Source organism: Kitasatospora cystarginea (assembly GCF_039533515.1).
Taxonomy (GTDB): domain Bacteria; phylum Actinomycetota; class Actinomycetes; order Streptomycetales; family Streptomycetaceae; genus Kitasatospora; species Kitasatospora cystarginea.
Map to the genome: position 1 here is coordinate 69,541 of NZ_BAAATR010000009.1, position 13,226 is coordinate 82,766.

16 protein-coding genes are annotated in these 13,226 nt (G+C 70.8%); 5 read left to right on the forward strand and 11 right to left on the reverse strand.

What is annotated here, in order from left to right; all coding sequences use genetic code 11:
• Window positions 1-126: 126 nt before the first annotated feature.
• Window positions 127-990, reverse strand: a complete 864-nt coding sequence (locus ABD369_RS12690) for an alpha/beta fold hydrolase (protein WP_344636437.1) — start codon at window positions 988-990, stop codon at window positions 127-129.
• Window positions 991-1,050: 60 nt separating this feature from the next.
• On the opposite strand from ABD369_RS12690, the gene ABD369_RS12695 reads away from it, so the two are divergent.
• Window positions 1,051-1,650, forward strand: a complete 600-nt coding sequence (locus ABD369_RS12695) for a TetR/AcrR family transcriptional regulator (RefSeq protein WP_344636556.1) — start codon at window positions 1,051-1,053, stop codon at window positions 1,648-1,650.
• Between the two features lie 43 nt (window positions 1,651-1,693).
• Here the strand turns inward: ABD369_RS12695 and ABD369_RS12700 are convergent, their stop codons facing one another.
• Together ABD369_RS12700 and ABD369_RS12705 are read right to left on the reverse strand one after the other, a co-directional pair.
• A complete protein-coding gene (locus ABD369_RS12700; RefSeq protein ID WP_344636438.1) occupies window positions 1,694-2,293 on the reverse strand; it encodes an NUDIX domain-containing protein in 600 nt (199 codons plus the stop codon).
• A 294-nt stretch (window positions 2,294-2,587) separates the two neighbouring features.
• A complete protein-coding gene (locus ABD369_RS12705) occupies window positions 2,588-2,821 on the reverse strand; it encodes a hypothetical protein (RefSeq protein WP_344636439.1) in 234 nt (77 codons plus the stop codon).
• Window positions 2,822-3,025: 204 nt separating this feature from the next.
• On the opposite strand from ABD369_RS12705, the gene ABD369_RS12710 reads away from it, so the two are divergent.
• Both ABD369_RS12710 and ABD369_RS12715 read left to right on the forward strand, forming a co-directional pair.
• Window positions 3,026-3,865 (forward strand): helix-turn-helix domain-containing protein, encoded by an 840-nt coding sequence (locus tag ABD369_RS12710; RefSeq protein ID WP_344636440.1) that lies wholly within the window; start codon window positions 3,026-3,028, stop codon window positions 3,863-3,865.
• Window positions 3,855-4,061 (forward strand): DUF397 domain-containing protein, encoded by a 207-nt coding sequence (locus ABD369_RS12715; RefSeq protein ID WP_344636441.1) that lies wholly within the window; start codon window positions 3,855-3,857, stop codon window positions 4,059-4,061. The genes ABD369_RS12710 and ABD369_RS12715 overlap by 11 nt, the downstream gene beginning before the upstream one ends.
• 239 nt (window positions 4,062-4,300) lie before the next feature.
• Here the strand turns inward: ABD369_RS12715 and ABD369_RS12720 are convergent, their stop codons facing one another.
• The 4 genes from ABD369_RS12720 to ABD369_RS12735 form a co-directional block, all read right to left on the reverse strand.
• Window positions 4,301-4,645, reverse strand: coding sequence for a hypothetical protein (locus ABD369_RS12720; RefSeq protein ID WP_344636442.1), 345 nt, complete (start codon window positions 4,643-4,645; stop codon window positions 4,301-4,303).
• Window positions 4,642-5,202 (reverse strand): RNA polymerase sigma factor, encoded by a 561-nt coding sequence (locus ABD369_RS12725; protein WP_344636443.1) that lies wholly within the window; start codon window positions 5,200-5,202, stop codon window positions 4,642-4,644. The genes ABD369_RS12720 and ABD369_RS12725 overlap by 4 nt, the downstream gene beginning before the upstream one ends.
• A 129-nt stretch (window positions 5,203-5,331) precedes the next feature.
• Window positions 5,332-5,709: a hypothetical protein gene (locus tag ABD369_RS12730; protein WP_344636444.1), complete on the reverse strand. Its 378-nt coding sequence runs from the start codon at window positions 5,707-5,709 to the stop codon at window positions 5,332-5,334.
• 201 nt (window positions 5,710-5,910) lie between these two features.
• Window positions 5,911-7,152, reverse strand: a complete 1,242-nt coding sequence (locus ABD369_RS12735) for an FAD-dependent oxidoreductase (protein WP_344636445.1) — start codon at window positions 7,150-7,152, stop codon at window positions 5,911-5,913.
• 83 nt (window positions 7,153-7,235) lie between these two features.
• Between ABD369_RS12735 and ABD369_RS12740 the strand changes: the two genes are divergently transcribed.
• Window positions 7,236-8,024: a TetR/AcrR family transcriptional regulator gene (locus ABD369_RS12740; protein WP_344636446.1), complete on the forward strand. Its 789-nt coding sequence runs from the start codon at window positions 7,236-7,238 to the stop codon at window positions 8,022-8,024.
• Between the two features lie 22 nt (window positions 8,025-8,046).
• Here ABD369_RS12740 and ABD369_RS12745 read toward each other — a convergent pair whose 3' ends face one another.
• The 4 genes from ABD369_RS12745 to ABD369_RS12760 form a co-directional block, all read right to left on the reverse strand.
• A complete protein-coding gene (locus ABD369_RS12745) occupies window positions 8,047-8,730 on the reverse strand; it encodes a response regulator transcription factor (RefSeq protein WP_344636447.1) in 684 nt (227 codons plus the stop codon).
• Between the two features lie 37 nt (window positions 8,731-8,767).
• Window positions 8,768-10,030: a sensor histidine kinase gene (locus ABD369_RS12750; protein WP_344636448.1), complete on the reverse strand. Its 1,263-nt coding sequence runs from the start codon at window positions 10,028-10,030 to the stop codon at window positions 8,768-8,770.
• 80 nt (window positions 10,031-10,110) lie between these two features.
• A complete protein-coding gene (locus tag ABD369_RS12755) occupies window positions 10,111-10,881 on the reverse strand; it encodes a metallophosphoesterase (RefSeq protein ID WP_344636449.1) in 771 nt (256 codons plus the stop codon).
• Window positions 10,882-11,259: 378 nt separating this feature from the next.
• Complete coding sequence (locus ABD369_RS12760; protein ID WP_344636450.1) at window positions 11,260-11,703, reverse strand: hypothetical protein; 444 nt, start codon at window positions 11,701-11,703, stop codon at window positions 11,260-11,262.
• A 316-nt stretch (window positions 11,704-12,019) separates the two neighbouring features.
• Here ABD369_RS12760 and ABD369_RS12765 point away from each other — a divergent pair, with 316 nt between their 5' ends.
• Window positions 12,020-13,150, forward strand: a complete 1,131-nt coding sequence (locus tag ABD369_RS12765) for an alpha/beta hydrolase (RefSeq protein WP_344636451.1) — start codon at window positions 12,020-12,022, stop codon at window positions 13,148-13,150.
• Window positions 13,151-13,226 lie beyond the last annotated feature (76 nt).

Here is a 13,226-nt window from a genome sequence, read left to right on the forward strand (position 1 = left end):
TGGCACCGTCACCCGCACGGCGATCAGGCTCCGGCTGCACCCGTAGTGCCGGGTCCCGGAGCGCGTCCTGGATCCGTCTCGGCCGTGCGGAGAGCCGATGGCCCGGAGCCGGTCCAGCAAGCAGGGCTACCGCCCGGCGACGTTGAGGATGCGCTCAGCCACCAAGGCCGGCTGGTCAGTTGGCAGCGCGTGGCCCGCGCCGGGCACGATCTCCACCCGGGCGGAGGGCACGAGCCTGCCGAGGCGGTCGGCGACCTCGCGCGAGTCGTGCATGGCGCTGCGTTCCCCGAGCAGGAACAGCGATGGGACGCGCAGGCGGCGCAGTTCTTCGTCGGAGAAGACCAGGGGCACCGGGAGTGCACGACGGAATCCCATCGACGCGCGCATCAGGCCCATGAGTTCGCTCTCCAGGATGGCGCTGTTGCCGACCAGGCGGGCCAGGCGGGGACGGAGTGGACGCGGCGCGGCTGCGGCGAGCCCGCCGGCGATCAGCCAGGCGTAGAACCGGGGGCCAAAATCGGCGAAGCCCGCCGGATCCACCAGGGTGAGGCCGGCAGTCCGGCCGGGCCGGTGGATCTGGTGGTTGAGCGCCAGCCAGCCGCCGTAGGAGCAGCCGACGACATGGGCGGCCGGCACCTCCAGTGCGGCCAGGACTTCGTCCAGCCAGGCAGCGCCGTCCCGGCCGTCACCGATCGGGGCGGTCTGCACGCTGGCGCCCGGCTCGCCGACCGTGTCGACGGCGATGACCGGACGGCGCCGAGCCAGCACGTCGATGTACCGATGCCACATCAGAGCATTTCCGCCCGAGCCGGGCAGCAGCACGATCGGCTCGCCGCCCTGCGGCCCGGTCCGGTAGACGCGGGTGGTCCCGAAGGCGGTCGTGATGTCGAGCGCCGTCCGTGGCCCCGGCCACAGTTCCTCCAGGGTCCGCTCGTAGGCGGCGCGGAACCGGTCCCTGGCCTGGCCGTTCCTGAACTCGCTGATTCTCATGATACATGTGTATCACGGCATGATACGGGTGTACCAGGAGAGAGAGGTCGCGTCATGACCGTGCGGGTGGATCACGAGGAGCGCAGAAGGCAGATCGCCGAGGCGCTGCTGCGCATCGCCGACACCCAGGGCCTGCAGTCGGCCAGCATGCGGGCGGTCGCCGCCGAAGCCGGCGTCTCGCTGCGGCTGGTGCAGTACTACTTCACCACCAAGCAGGCGCTTCTGCTGGACGCGCTGGCCAGGCTCGGCACCCAGCTCCAGGCCCGCATGGAGAGCTGGATCAGAGCAGCGGGCTCCCCGCCCACACCGCGCAGCATCGTGACTGCGATCCTGTCGAGCATCCTGCCGACCGACCCGGAGAGCCGCCGGATCACCAGGACCTACGCCGCCTACTACACCCTGGTCCTCAACGATCCCGAACTGGTGGGGAAGCACGGCACATCCCAGCCCGACTTGCTCGAGGGCTTCCTCGCCAAGCAACTCCGCGCGGCCCAGCAGGCCGGGGAGATCGCCCCCGACCGGGACCCCGAGATGACCGCGGCCGGACTGCTGGCCATGGTCAACGGCCTGGGCTCAAGCGTGTTGGGTTACCAGCGCACCGGCGAGGCCGCACTGGCGATCCTCAACCACCACCTGGACGAACTGTTCCGGTCTCCCTGAGAGACGACGAGGGCCGGCTCCGAGTCCCGCCCGACGTTCCGGGTCAGACGCCGATCGGACGGCCGTCGACGTGGTACACGGGTGCGAACGGATCGGTGAGACGCAGCAGGGCGGACCAGATGCGACGGGTCCGCTCCTCGGTGCACCGGTCGGGAATGGAGTCCGGCTCGACCCAGGCGATTTCACCGACCTCGGCGAGCGCCCTCGCCGGAATGGTCGCGGTGGCTGCGGTCCGGGCGGTGACCTGCGCCGTGAAGACGTGGTCGACGCCCCGGGGTTCGTACGGGTGGGGCGTGATGTCCACGATGAGGGCGTCGCTGAAGTGCAGGTCAAGCCCGGTCTCCGCGCGTACGGCACGGGTGGCGGCGAGGTGCGGCAACTCGTCGTCGCGAGCGGTGCCGCCGGGCAGGCTCCAGCCTTCCCTGCGATCCGAGTTGACGAGCAGCACGAGGCCCTGGGGGTTGATGATCAGGGCCTGACACCCCATCCGGATCCGGGAGTACTGGTCACCTGGCTGCGACGGCGTGACGGGCGGACTGATCCGCTTGCCGGTTGCTGCGATTCGGTCCGGGGCGGCCGGCTCCGGGTGATCCGCCCACGCTCCGTAGTCCGTGTTCATGAAGGCGGTGGGACGGTACGTCATACAGGGGTCTCCGTCGTCGGGAACGTGCAGGGCAGGGGTACGCGCCGCGCCAGCAGCGCGACGGACATCAACTCGCGGTTCACGAAACGGGCTTCGCGCTGGCGTTCACTCGGCGGCCGACCAGTTGCAGGAACTGCTCGCCAGGATGCGCCGCCGCGTAGCCAGGCGGGAGCGTGTAACCGAAGGCCCCGCAGCCGAGGCAGCGCCAATCCCACACGCCATCGACTGCCTGGGCGGACAACTCGACCTGACCGTCGCACTCTTGCACGGGACAGGCCCGTGCCCCTTCCATGGTCATGCGGTCGCCCCGACCGGCTTCGCCGACCGAGCCTCGACTCCGAGCCGGATCACCGCCGCGAGTTGAGCGACCACGTCGGGCCGGGCACTGCCGAGATCCACCAGATAGAACCCGCTACGACGGCCGGCCGCACGGTCCACTCCCACCGAGGGCAGCACGATCCCGGCCAACCGCAGCGCTTCCAGGAGGACGGCCTCGGCGGCATCCGCCTCTTCACGCCGCGCCGCCAACAGCCGCCTCAGGACGGATGGTTGATCTGGCCAACACTCGGCAGTCGGACAGCTGTCGGCAGGCATGGGGCACTCCGATCAATCGGGATTGGGGTCCAATCTCACGTTCTGTGCTCAAGCGTTGCGCTTCGTAGCTACGATTGGAAGTCTTCCGTACTTGACACTTGACCCAGGTAGGACTCGAAACCGAAAGGGTGAGCGGGCATGCGCCGTACGACACTCGACCCTTCGTCATCGCCGGCGGCGGCGTTCGGGACACAGCTCCGCAGGTCGAGGGAGGCCAAGGGGCTTTCACAGGTGGATTTCGGGGAGCTCATCAGGTTTAGCGACAGCTTCGTGTCGTGCGTCGAAAGAGCTACACGTAATCCCACACACGCCTTCGCCACCCGGGCGGACGATGTGCTTGAGACCGGCGGAACCCTGGAGCTGATGTGGTGGCAGATGCACCACACCGCACTGATCGAGGGCTTTCCCGCCTTCGCGGCGGAGGAGGCGAAGGCCCGGTCGATGCGCCTGTTCGAACTCGACGTGATCCCTGGCCTTCTCCAGACAGTCGAATATGCAGCCGCTTACGAGGCAGCGCCGGTCAAGCGTGGTGAGGTCAGCCAACAGCAGGCGGACGAACGCGTGAGCTTCCTGCTGGCTCGGCAGGAGCGAATCGAGAGGACACCCCCTCCGCTGGTTCAGGCCGTCGTGGACGAGTGGGCTATCCGGCGTCCGATTGGAGGACAAGACACTATGGTTGGCCAACTCAAGCACCTGGAGCGGTTGTCCGAGAGACCGAACGTGATCCTTCAAGTAGCGCCGATCAGTCTCGGCGAGTCCAGGCCCTTCACCCATGCGATCACACTGCTCACCCTGTCCAACCGGACGATCCTCGGGTACACAGAAACCCTGCACCGGGGGTTCCTGGAGCGGGACGCCGACACGGTTTCGGACTGGTCCAGGAATTACGATCGACTACAGGTCGAAGCCTTGTCCCAGGCTGCATCGGTCGACCTGATCCACGCTGTACGGAAGGAATTTGAGGACCATGCACATTGACCTTTCAGGTGCCTCCTGGCACAAGAGTTCATACAGCGGCCAAGGTGGGCAGTGCGTCGAGATCGCGTCCGGGTTCGCCAGCCTCGTGCCCGTCCGCGACTCGAAGGACCCCGACGGACCCGCCCTGGTCTTCACCGCCGACGCCTTCGCCGCCTTCCTCACAGGCGTGAAGGCGGGCGAGTTCGGCAACGCCTGACCTCACGGCCAAGCCGCCGCCGGCCAGCGGGCATCGCCGATCCCAAGCCCAGGCCGGTTGCGGCTTGGCCTGACGTCCGGGACACCCTGGCCAGTGCGATCAGTTGTGACCGCCGGTATCGCCTGGCCCCGCTTCCTGACATTGTCGTTCCGGAAGAGGAGGGAGCTGCAACGGGAGTGCGCGCCAAAAGCACCGACCGGCGGGCGAGTATGCCGCACCGGCCGCGATCCGGACATGATCTACGGCTGGCCGATCACACTGGGATCCGCAGCGGACGGACTGGCCGGGCGCGGAGGTGCGGACGGCGGCGGTTCGGTGATGCCCGGGGTGCCGGCGGGCGGCGCCGGAGCCGGGTCCAGCGGGCTGCCGGGCAGCAGGACCAGCAGGCACACGGCCACCACGGCAGCAGCCACACCGAGCGCGGCCAGTGCGACCCTGCGCGCCCGGTGCACTCCCCAACTGCGTCCCTGCGGGGGCGCGTCGTGGCGCAGGTCGTGGTGCGTGACGAGCGCGGCGCGGGCGGCCAGCGCGGCGCGCAGCCGGTCCTCGGTCGCAGGTCGGCGGTCTTCGGCATCCGGATTCATCGGGCCGCCCCCAGCTTCTTCTCCAGGACGTCCAGCGCGCGGCTCGCGGTGGACTTCACCGTGCCGCGCGACAGCCCCAGCGTCTGCGCGATCTGCACCTCGGTCAGCTCCAGCCAGTAGCGCAGCACCAGCACCTCTCGCTGGCGCTGTGTCAACTGTGCCAGCGAATCGAGAACTTGACGGTGCTCCTCGGCGAGCAGCAGCCCCTCGTCGACGGGCGGCCCGTAGCCCTGGTGGGGCGGGGTGTAGGCACGGGCGGTGCGACGTCTGCGCAGCACGGAGCGGGCCGCGTTGACCACGGCGGTGTGCAGATAGGCCCAGGGGTCCTGGAGCCCGTCCAGCGAGGTGCCATGCGTGCGACAGACGGCGGCGAAGGCGTCCTGGACGACGTCCTCGGCGGTGTGCAGATCGTCCACCAGGAAGAGGGCGAGCCGCACCATGTCGAGTCGCCGTGCCCGGTACAGCTCGGTCAGCGTGGGCGGCGACTCGTCGTCGCACGGCGTACCGAGTGCCCGTAGACGGCGTTCCCGTACCGGCACATCCTCGGTCCGGGACATGCGGGAGAGCAGACGGGACCACCAGGGCGGCGCTGCGGGAATGGCGTACTGCATGGGCCTCGATTCGTTGCGGGAGGGGCGGGCGGGCCTGTCGAGAGGCCGGCCCGCCCCGTGGTTCTGCCGCTACTGCTACTTCTGGAGTCCGCTGCCCGGCTGGATCACCCGGGGCGCGTTCTCGGCCGGGGCGGACCCGGCGCCGGTCCTGCCCGCGTCGACGACCTTCGGAGCACCGGCCGACTTGCCCGCGTCGACGACCTTCGGACCACCGGCCGACTTGCCCGCGTCGACGACCTTCGGAGCGCCGCCGGGCTCCGAGACGCCGGGCTTCGACGCGGTCTGCGGGGCCGCGTCCCCGGTCGTGGTGACCTTCGGCGTGACGGCCGGCTTCGCGCCGGTGTCGGCGACGGCCTGCGCAGCGAACCCGCCGCCCAGCAGCAGCGCGACACCGGTGGCGAGACCCAGGCCCCGGAGGCGGGGGCGGTGGTTCACCTTGGCGTGCGAAGACATGGGATCCTCCCGAGGAAGTGATGGAAACAGGTCTGGAACAACAGCTGAAGGGCGCCTTCAACCCACCAGACGTGCGACACCCCCCGAGGTTGCGACCATGTCCGGAAAACCTCACCACGGCGTGCTCTTCAAGAGGAGAGTGGCCGGCAGTGAGGTCGACGGACCGGGCCGAGGTCCCCGCCGCGCTCCCCGGCGGGCCGCCTACCGAAGTGCCACCGGGGCCGGGGGGCGGCGGGCGAAGGCGGGGGCGTGCTCGGGGCGCGGGCCGAGGGCGATCAGGCGGGACGGGAGCTGGCGGAACCCGGGTACGTACTTGGCGGCCAGGACGAGCTGCGGGGGCGGACCGACCCGTCGGCCGGTGAGGGTCGCCGTGAACATCGCGTCCTGCAGAACGCGCTGCATGCGCTGCATGATGACCACCGGCCGCCAGCGCCGGCGCTGGACCTCGGCCAGGTCAGCGGTGGTCACGCGGCCCCGCCGCAGCGGTTCGGCGAGCAGGGTGGCGGCCGCCACCGCGTCCTGGATGGCGAGGTTGATGCCCACCCCGCCGGCCGGGGACATCGCGTGGGCGGCGTCGCCGATGAACAGCAGCCCGTCGGTGTACCAGCGGTGCAGCCGGTTGAGCTTGACGTCGAGGAGGTGGAGGTCGTCCATGGTCCGCAGGTGGTCGACCCGGTCGGCGTACCGGGGCAGCAGGCGGGCGATCCGCTCGCGGAAGGCCTCGACGCCCTCGGAGCGCAGGCGGGCGTCGGAGCCCTTCGCGGCGAAGTAGGCGATCTGGAAGAAGTCGGTCCTGGTGAGGCTCAGCGCCAGTTCGCCGGGCTCGAAGGCCATGAGCAGGTTGGGCGGGACGGTCTGCTCGGATTCGTGCCGGGGCAGCCGGAACCACCAGGTGTCGAACGGGACCGGGAACTCCTCGGGCACCAGGCCCGCGTCCTGGCGCAGCACGGAGTGCCGGCCGTCTGAGGCGACGGTCAGGTCGGCGCGGATCTCGCCCTCCTCGCCGTCCCGGGTGCGGTAGCGGACGCCGACGGTCTTCCCGCCCTCTCGGATCAGTCCGGTGGCCTCGGTGTTCATCCGCAGCGTGAACGAGGGCTCCTGCCGGGCCTCCTCGACGAGGAAGTTGAGCAGGTCCCACTGCGGGATCATCGAGATGTAGTTGTACGGCGCGGGCAGGCCCTCGAAGTCGGTCACCTGCACCAGGCCGCCGCCGGCCGTCGGCAACTCCATGTTGCCGAGCCGGCTCTGCGGCAGTGCGGCGAACTTCTCGCCCAGGCCCAGCTCGTCCATCAGCCGCACGGTGGAGGCATGGACGGTGTCACCGCGGAAGTCTCGCAGGAAGTCGCCGTGCTTCTCCAGCACGGTCACCTCGATTCCGGCCCGGGCGAACAGCAGGCCCAGCATCATGCCGGCCGGCCCACCACCGGAGATGACGACGCTCATGGGACGCTCCCCTCATCCGCTTGGAACTCCTACATATAGAGTCTATGGAACGGTGTCAGGTGTCAAGTAGTACGATGTTCCACATGCAGGATCTGGTGGCAGCGGCCCTGGCGGCGGCAAAGGACCGTCAGCAGGACGTCGCGGACGTCCCGCTGACGGCGATCGCGGCGGCGGCCGGCATCTCACGCAGCACGCTGCTGCGCCGGCTCGGCGGCTCCCGGGCCGCGCTGGACGAGGCGGTGCGACAGGCGGGAGTCGACCCCGGCGGGCGGCCGCCGGTGCGCGACCGCGCGATCGCGGCCGCCGCACAACTGGTCGCCGAACGCGGCCTCGGCGCAGTGACGCTGGACGCCGTCGCAGACCGGGCCGAATGCTCGCTGCCCAGCCTGCACACCGTCTTCGACGGCCGGGACGGCCTGTTCGCCGCCGTCTTCGAACTCCACGGCCCGCTACCGGACTTGGAGGCCCTGGCGGCCGACCCGCCGGAACACCTCGACGACACCGTGCGGGCGCTTCACCGGACGTTCGTCGCGGCGTTCAACCACGAACCGCGCGTGCTCCCCGCCGTGTTCGCGGACATCTTCAGCCGGCCCGACGGCCCCGCCGCGCGGATGATGGCGACCAACTTCCCGCGCCTGGCCGACAGCCTCGGCCGGCTGCTGCTGCCCCACGTGGCGGCCGGCCGAATGCGGCCGCTGCCGCTGCCGGTGATGATCCAGCTCCTGCTCGGTCCGCTGGTCACCCACATCCTGATGCGGCCCGTCCTCGCCCCCGCACTCGGCGACGAGCTCCCCTCACTCGAACAGACCTGCGAGCTCTTCGCCGACGCGTACCTGCGAGCGGTCACCTACCCAGCCGAACGCCGGCCGTGACAGCTCGTACGAGCCGGCTGGCTCAGGGCTGCTCCGGGGTCTGCGGAAGGAGCAGGCCCCGGTTGAACGCCTCGGTCACGGCGGCGGCGCGGTCGCCCACACCGAGCTTGCCGTAGATGTTCAGCAGGTGGGACTTGATGGTGGCCTCGGTGATGAACAGCCTGGCCGCGGCCTCCCGGTTGGTGGCCCCGGCCGCGACCAGCCGGAGGACTTCGAGCTCCCGCTGGCTGAGCGGCCCCGGGTCAGGGGTGCGTTGCGGAGCGCTCACCGGGGTGCGCACCCGGCCCATCAGCAGGGCGGCCACCGCCGGCGCGAGCACCGCGTCGCCCCTGGCCGCCGACCGGACCGCCCGCAGGAGGTCGTCACGGGGAGCGTCCTTGAGCAGGTAGCCGGTGGCGCCCGCCTCGATCGCGGGGAGCACATGGCTGTCGGTGTCGTACGTGGTCAGCACCAGCACGCGCGCGCCGCTCCCCCGCGCGGCCAACTCCCTTGTCGCGCCGACCCCGTCCATCACGGGCATCCGCAGGTCCATCAGGACCACGTCCGGCCGCAGTTCCTCGGCGAGCCTGACCGCCTCCGCCCCGTCGGCGGCCTGGCCGAGCACCTCGAACTCCGGATCGCGCTCGAACATGCTGCTCAGGCCGTCCCTGACCACCGGATGGTCGTCGACGATCAGCAGCCTGATCACACTGCCGGGGCGGCTCATGTGTACGCCTCCACTCCACTCGTGCATGGATCTCCGCTCATCCGTGGACCTCCGCGGGCTCGGCGGGGACGCGGGCCGAGATGCCCGTGCCGGCTCCCGGTTCCGACTCGACCTGCAGCGTCCCCGACAGTCCCTCGATCCGCTGCCGCATCGCGACCAGGCCGAACCCGCCGCGATCCGCATCCGCACTGTCGGCGGCACCTTCACCGAGCCGGGCCCCCTCGAACCCCTCACCGTCGTCGCGCACGTCCAGCGCCACCTCCTGCTCCAGGTACGACAGCGTCACCCCCACCCTGGTCGCCCGCGCGTGCTTGGCCACGTTGGCCAGCGCCTCCTGGGCACACCTGAGCAGGGCGACCTCCGCCTCCGGCCGCACCGACCGCACCGTGCCGGTCGTGGTGGCCTGGACCGCAATCCCGTGCAGCGCGGACCAGCGCTCGGCCACAGCCGCCAGCGCCTCGCCCAGCCGCGCCGTCCGCAGCGGTTCGGGACGCAGCTCGTTCACCGACCGCCGTGCCTCGGACAGGCTCTCCCTGGCCAGCCCGGTCGCGGCCGCGACATGCCTGCGCCAGCCCGCCGGGTCGTCGCCGGCGTGCTCGGCCGCGTGCAGCTGGGTGACGATGCCGATGAGCCCCTGCGCCAGGGTGTCGTGGATCTCACGTGCCATCCGCTGCCGCTCGGCATGCACCCCGGCCTCCCTGGCCCGCGCCAGCAACTGCTCGTGCAGGGCCGCGTTCTCCGCCAGTGTCGCCTCCAGCCTGCGGTTCGCCTCGCGTACCTGCGCGAGTGCCCGTTCGCGCTCGGCGTTCTGCTGGGCGCTGCGCCGGGCGAACCAGGCGAAGCCGCACATCGGCAGGACGTTCGCGGCGATGATGGCGACGTAACAGGCCAGGCCGAAGAGTGTGGTCTTGTCCAGGCCGTGCGCCTGCGCCGCGGCCGCCACCAGCGCCACTGCGGCGACCCCGGCCTGCTGCCACGGCCAGCGCAGCACCCTGAACGCGTACAGGTACCCCGCGGGTGCGAAGAACCCGAACCACGAGTCCCTGAGGACCAGGACCGCCATGGTCGCGATCAGCACGGTGAAGAACACCGCCATCACCGACTCGCGCTCACGCCAGGCGGGATGCAGCGTGTGGACCCACAACATCCACGCCCCGGCCAGCGCGCACAGGGCCAGATCGATGAGCGGCGACTCGCCCTCCGAGCGTTTGCCGACCACCGTGAAGGCGACCAGGACCGCGAGCAGCACGTACGGCACGACGTTCGTCGCCGCGGACCAGCGCGGCACCGGACTGCTCACCCGCGTCCCCTCCCCGGATTGCGGCTCCCCCGGACAATGTAGACGAACAAGTCCCGTGTGAGCGGCGGGAAGTCGATCGGTCAGTCGTCGAGCTGCCGGTCATGGACGTTCCGGAAGTGGGTGGTCAGCCGCCCCTCGTCGTCGAGGACGTGGAAGGCGAGCGCGGGCGGCTGGTCCAGGTGGACGTGATCCCGGGGATGGGCGTGCCGTTCCCAGGGGAGGCGCAGGGTGGAGACGACTCCGGGGGCCACCAGCACCGGGCGGCCGGCGAAGGTGGTCGCCGCCGCCGTGTGGGCGTGGCCGCACAGGAAGGCCGCGAGGTTGGGATGGCGGTCCGCGAGCTCGGCGAGCCGCTCGGCTCCGAACTGGCGGATCCCGTCGACGAAGGGGACGTGCAACCGGGTGGGCGGGTGGTGGAAGCCGACCAGTACCGGCAGCTGGGACGGGGTCCGGGCCAGGGTGTCCGCCAGCCAGGCCAGCGTCTCGTCCGCCAGGAAGCCCTCGTCCTTCTCCGGCACCGTGGAGTCGCACAGCGCGATGACGAAGTCCGCGGCGCGGTGCACCTGGTTGATCGGTGCCGTCGATCCCGGCTGCCCCAGCAGGTGTTCCCGGAACTCGGCGCGCCGGTCGTGGTTGCCGGGGCAGATCAGGACCGGGTGTCGTGAGGTGAGAAGGCTGCGGGCCTGCTCGTACTCGGCGGGCAGGGCATGGTCGGTGATGTCTCCGGTGACCAGGACCGCGTCCAGGTCGTGGGGGAGGTCTTCGAGGTAGTCCATGACGGCCCGGGTGCGCCTGACACTGCGCCGGCCGGTGTCGATGTGGGTGTCGCTGAGGTGGGCGATCACGATCATCGGGCGGTCTCCTCCGTCGTCGTCCGCGGGATGCGGGCTGGGCGGGGACGGCCGGACGGTCCCGGACGGCGCGAGCCGCGCGTCCGGCGAGCGACATCCGTGGCACCAAGTCCATTGGCAGCGACGCGTTTCACGCCCGTCTCCCTCCGCCGGTCCCCTGGGCTCCGAACCTAGACGTCGACCGGACCGTGCGTAAGGGCCGGTTCCATGCTGGATTCCCGGGCCGGTTCCCGGACCGATCCGCCCCTCGACCTCGACGGGCCGGGCGGACGCCGGTCCGACCCGGGAGGCGAGACGGTGGTGGTCGCGGGGGGAGGTGGCGGTGCCGCCGACTCGGCTCAGTCACACTGATGTCAGGCCGGTCTCAACCGACGCGGGCTACCTGGTCGCGAACAGCGTGCGCAGGTGCTTGCCGTTCGCGACCGCGATGACACCCGCCAGCAGCAGCCCGCAGACGCCCTGCTCGACCCTCATCCACAGTGGCAGGAAGCCGGGCAGCGAGACGAGGACCGCGATGGCCACCGTCATGACGCCCGAGGCGATCCGCAGCCGGAGGTACGCCCGGCGGCGGCCGCGGGAGGCGCCGACGGCGAAGGCGAGCATCAGCAGGGAGGTGAGGGCGACGATCCCGCCCCGGATCCAGACCGTCTGGTTCACCAGCCCGGTGTCGTGGCGGAGCAGGTAGACGGCTCCGAGGGTGAGCACGCTGATCGCGGCGTAGCCGCCGATCAGGCGCTTCACCGTGCGAAACGCCGCCAGGCTGCGTGGGTGGTCCAGAGCTTCGTCGGCCGTCGCTGCGGGTCGCGGTGTGCGGATGTTCATGGTGGCCTTCTCCTTGCCGGCTGGACGGCCTCCAGCGTCGCAACACCGCGGCAGGCCGCGCATCAGCCGATCCCATGGGACCGCGGCTGAACCGGCCGGCCAACCGGACGGCTGAGGCGGTCCACCGATCGGCTGACCGCGGCGTCGGCACCGCGCGGGCCCGGGCACCGCAGTCCGTCGCCGTCAGGCCGTACGACCTCACGCCCGGCGAGCCGTACGGCCTCACGCCCTCGGACCGACCGGTCGGCGCGGCCCACCGGGCCTCCGGACAGGGGGCCGCCCGAGGGCCCGTGGAGAGGTCAATTACCATCGGCGGGTGCCCAGCCTGACCGGACTTCCACTGCAGATCATCGCCATCGTCATGGCGATCGCCGTCTTCGCCGCCACGTTGTGGCTCTGGCCCCGACTGAGCGGGCGGAGTTGGCGGGCCTGGCTGGGCAGGATCGGCGCCTTCCTCGTGGCCCAGGTCGCGGTGCTGGCCGCGCTCGCGCTGGTGGCCAACTCGTACTTCGGCTTCTACAGCACCTGGAGCGACCTGCTCGGTCTGGACGGCGCCCCCGGTACGGTGGTCGACCACAAGCCGGGCGGCAAGGCGATCTCGGTGACCGGCGAGCAGAAGATGTACTCCTCGCAGGGCTCGGCCAAGGACCGCTCCGGTCTGATCCAGCAGGTCCGGATCCAGGGCGCGGCCTCGGGCATGGCCGGCAAGGCGTACGTCTACCTGCCGCCGCAGTACTTCCAGCCGGAGTACGCCGGGCAGCGGTTCCCGATGGCACTGGTGCTCTCCGGTTACCCGGGCTCGGCCGAGAAGCTGATCAGCCTGCTGCAGTACCCGGCCTCCACCCTCAAGGCGATCGAGGCCAAGCAACTGCCGCCCACCGTACTGGTGATGATGCAGCCGACGCTGTCCGGAAACCGCGACACCGAGTGCATGGACATCCCCGGCGGGCCCAAGGTCGAGACCTTCTTCACCGAGGACCTGCCGAAGGCGATGGCCACCGACTACCGGGTGCTTGACCGGCCCGACGCGCGCGCGGCGATGGGTGACTCCACCGGCGGGTACTGCGCGCTGAAGTTCGCGCTGCGCAAGCCCGACGCGTACCGGGCGGCCGCCTCGTACTCCGCCTACTACAGCGTCTCCAACGACCCCACCACCGGTGACCTGTTCGGCGGCAGCGCCGAGCTCAAGCGGGAGAACGACCTGCTGTGGCGGCTGAAGAACAAGCCCGCCGAGCCCGTCTCGCTGCTGCTGGCGACCAGCCCCAACGAGGAGAACTACGCCGCGACCCAGAAGATGGTCGCCGCGTTCAAGGCCCCGACCGCGATGTCCACCATCACCCTGAACAGCGGCGGCCACAACTTCCACACCTGGACCCGCGAGATCCCGCCCGCGCTGGAGTGGCTGGGCAAGCGGATCACCCCGCCGCAGCCCGCGAAGTCCGCGTAACCGGCCCTTCGGCGCCGGCACCGCACGGCCATCCCCACACTGCCGGCCGGTGGGCTCGCACCAGCCCGGAGGACGA

Excerpts from the sequence above, each read along its gene's own strand:
- ABD369_RS12690 (WP_344636437.1), bottom strand. The coding sequence starts at position 990 with ATGAGAATCAGCGAGTTCAGGAACGGCCAGGCCAGGGACCGGTTCCGC.
- ABD369_RS12700 (WP_344636438.1), bottom strand. The coding sequence starts at position 2,293 with ATGACGTACCGTCCCACCGCCTTCATGAACACGGACTACGGAGCGTGG.
- ABD369_RS12710 (WP_344636440.1), top strand. The coding sequence starts at position 3,026 with ATGCGCCGTACGACACTCGACCCTTCGTCATCGCCGGCGGCGGCGTTC.
- ABD369_RS12715 (WP_344636441.1), top strand. The coding sequence starts at position 3,855 with ATGCACATTGACCTTTCAGGTGCCTCCTGGCACAAGAGTTCATACAGC.
- ABD369_RS12720 (WP_344636442.1), bottom strand. The coding sequence starts at position 4,645 with ATGAATCCGGATGCCGAAGACCGCCGACCTGCGACCGAGGACCGGCTG.
- ABD369_RS12725 (WP_344636443.1), bottom strand. The coding sequence starts at position 5,202 with ATGTCCCGGACCGAGGATGTGCCGGTACGGGAACGCCGTCTACGGGCA.
- ABD369_RS12730 (WP_344636444.1), bottom strand. The coding sequence starts at position 5,709 with ATGTCTTCGCACGCCAAGGTGAACCACCGCCCCCGCCTCCGGGGCCTG.
- ABD369_RS12735 (WP_344636445.1), bottom strand. The coding sequence starts at position 7,152 with ATGAGCGTCGTCATCTCCGGTGGTGGGCCGGCCGGCATGATGCTGGGC.
- ABD369_RS12740 (WP_344636446.1), top strand. The coding sequence starts at position 7,236 with ATGCAGGATCTGGTGGCAGCGGCCCTGGCGGCGGCAAAGGACCGTCAG.
- ABD369_RS12745 (WP_344636447.1), bottom strand. The coding sequence starts at position 8,730 with ATGAGCCGCCCCGGCAGTGTGATCAGGCTGCTGATCGTCGACGACCAT.
- ABD369_RS12755 (WP_344636449.1), bottom strand. The coding sequence starts at position 10,881 with ATGATCGTGATCGCCCACCTCAGCGACACCCACATCGACACCGGCCGG.
- ABD369_RS12760 (WP_344636450.1), bottom strand. The coding sequence starts at position 11,703 with ATGAACATCCGCACACCGCGACCCGCAGCGACGGCCGACGAAGCTCTG.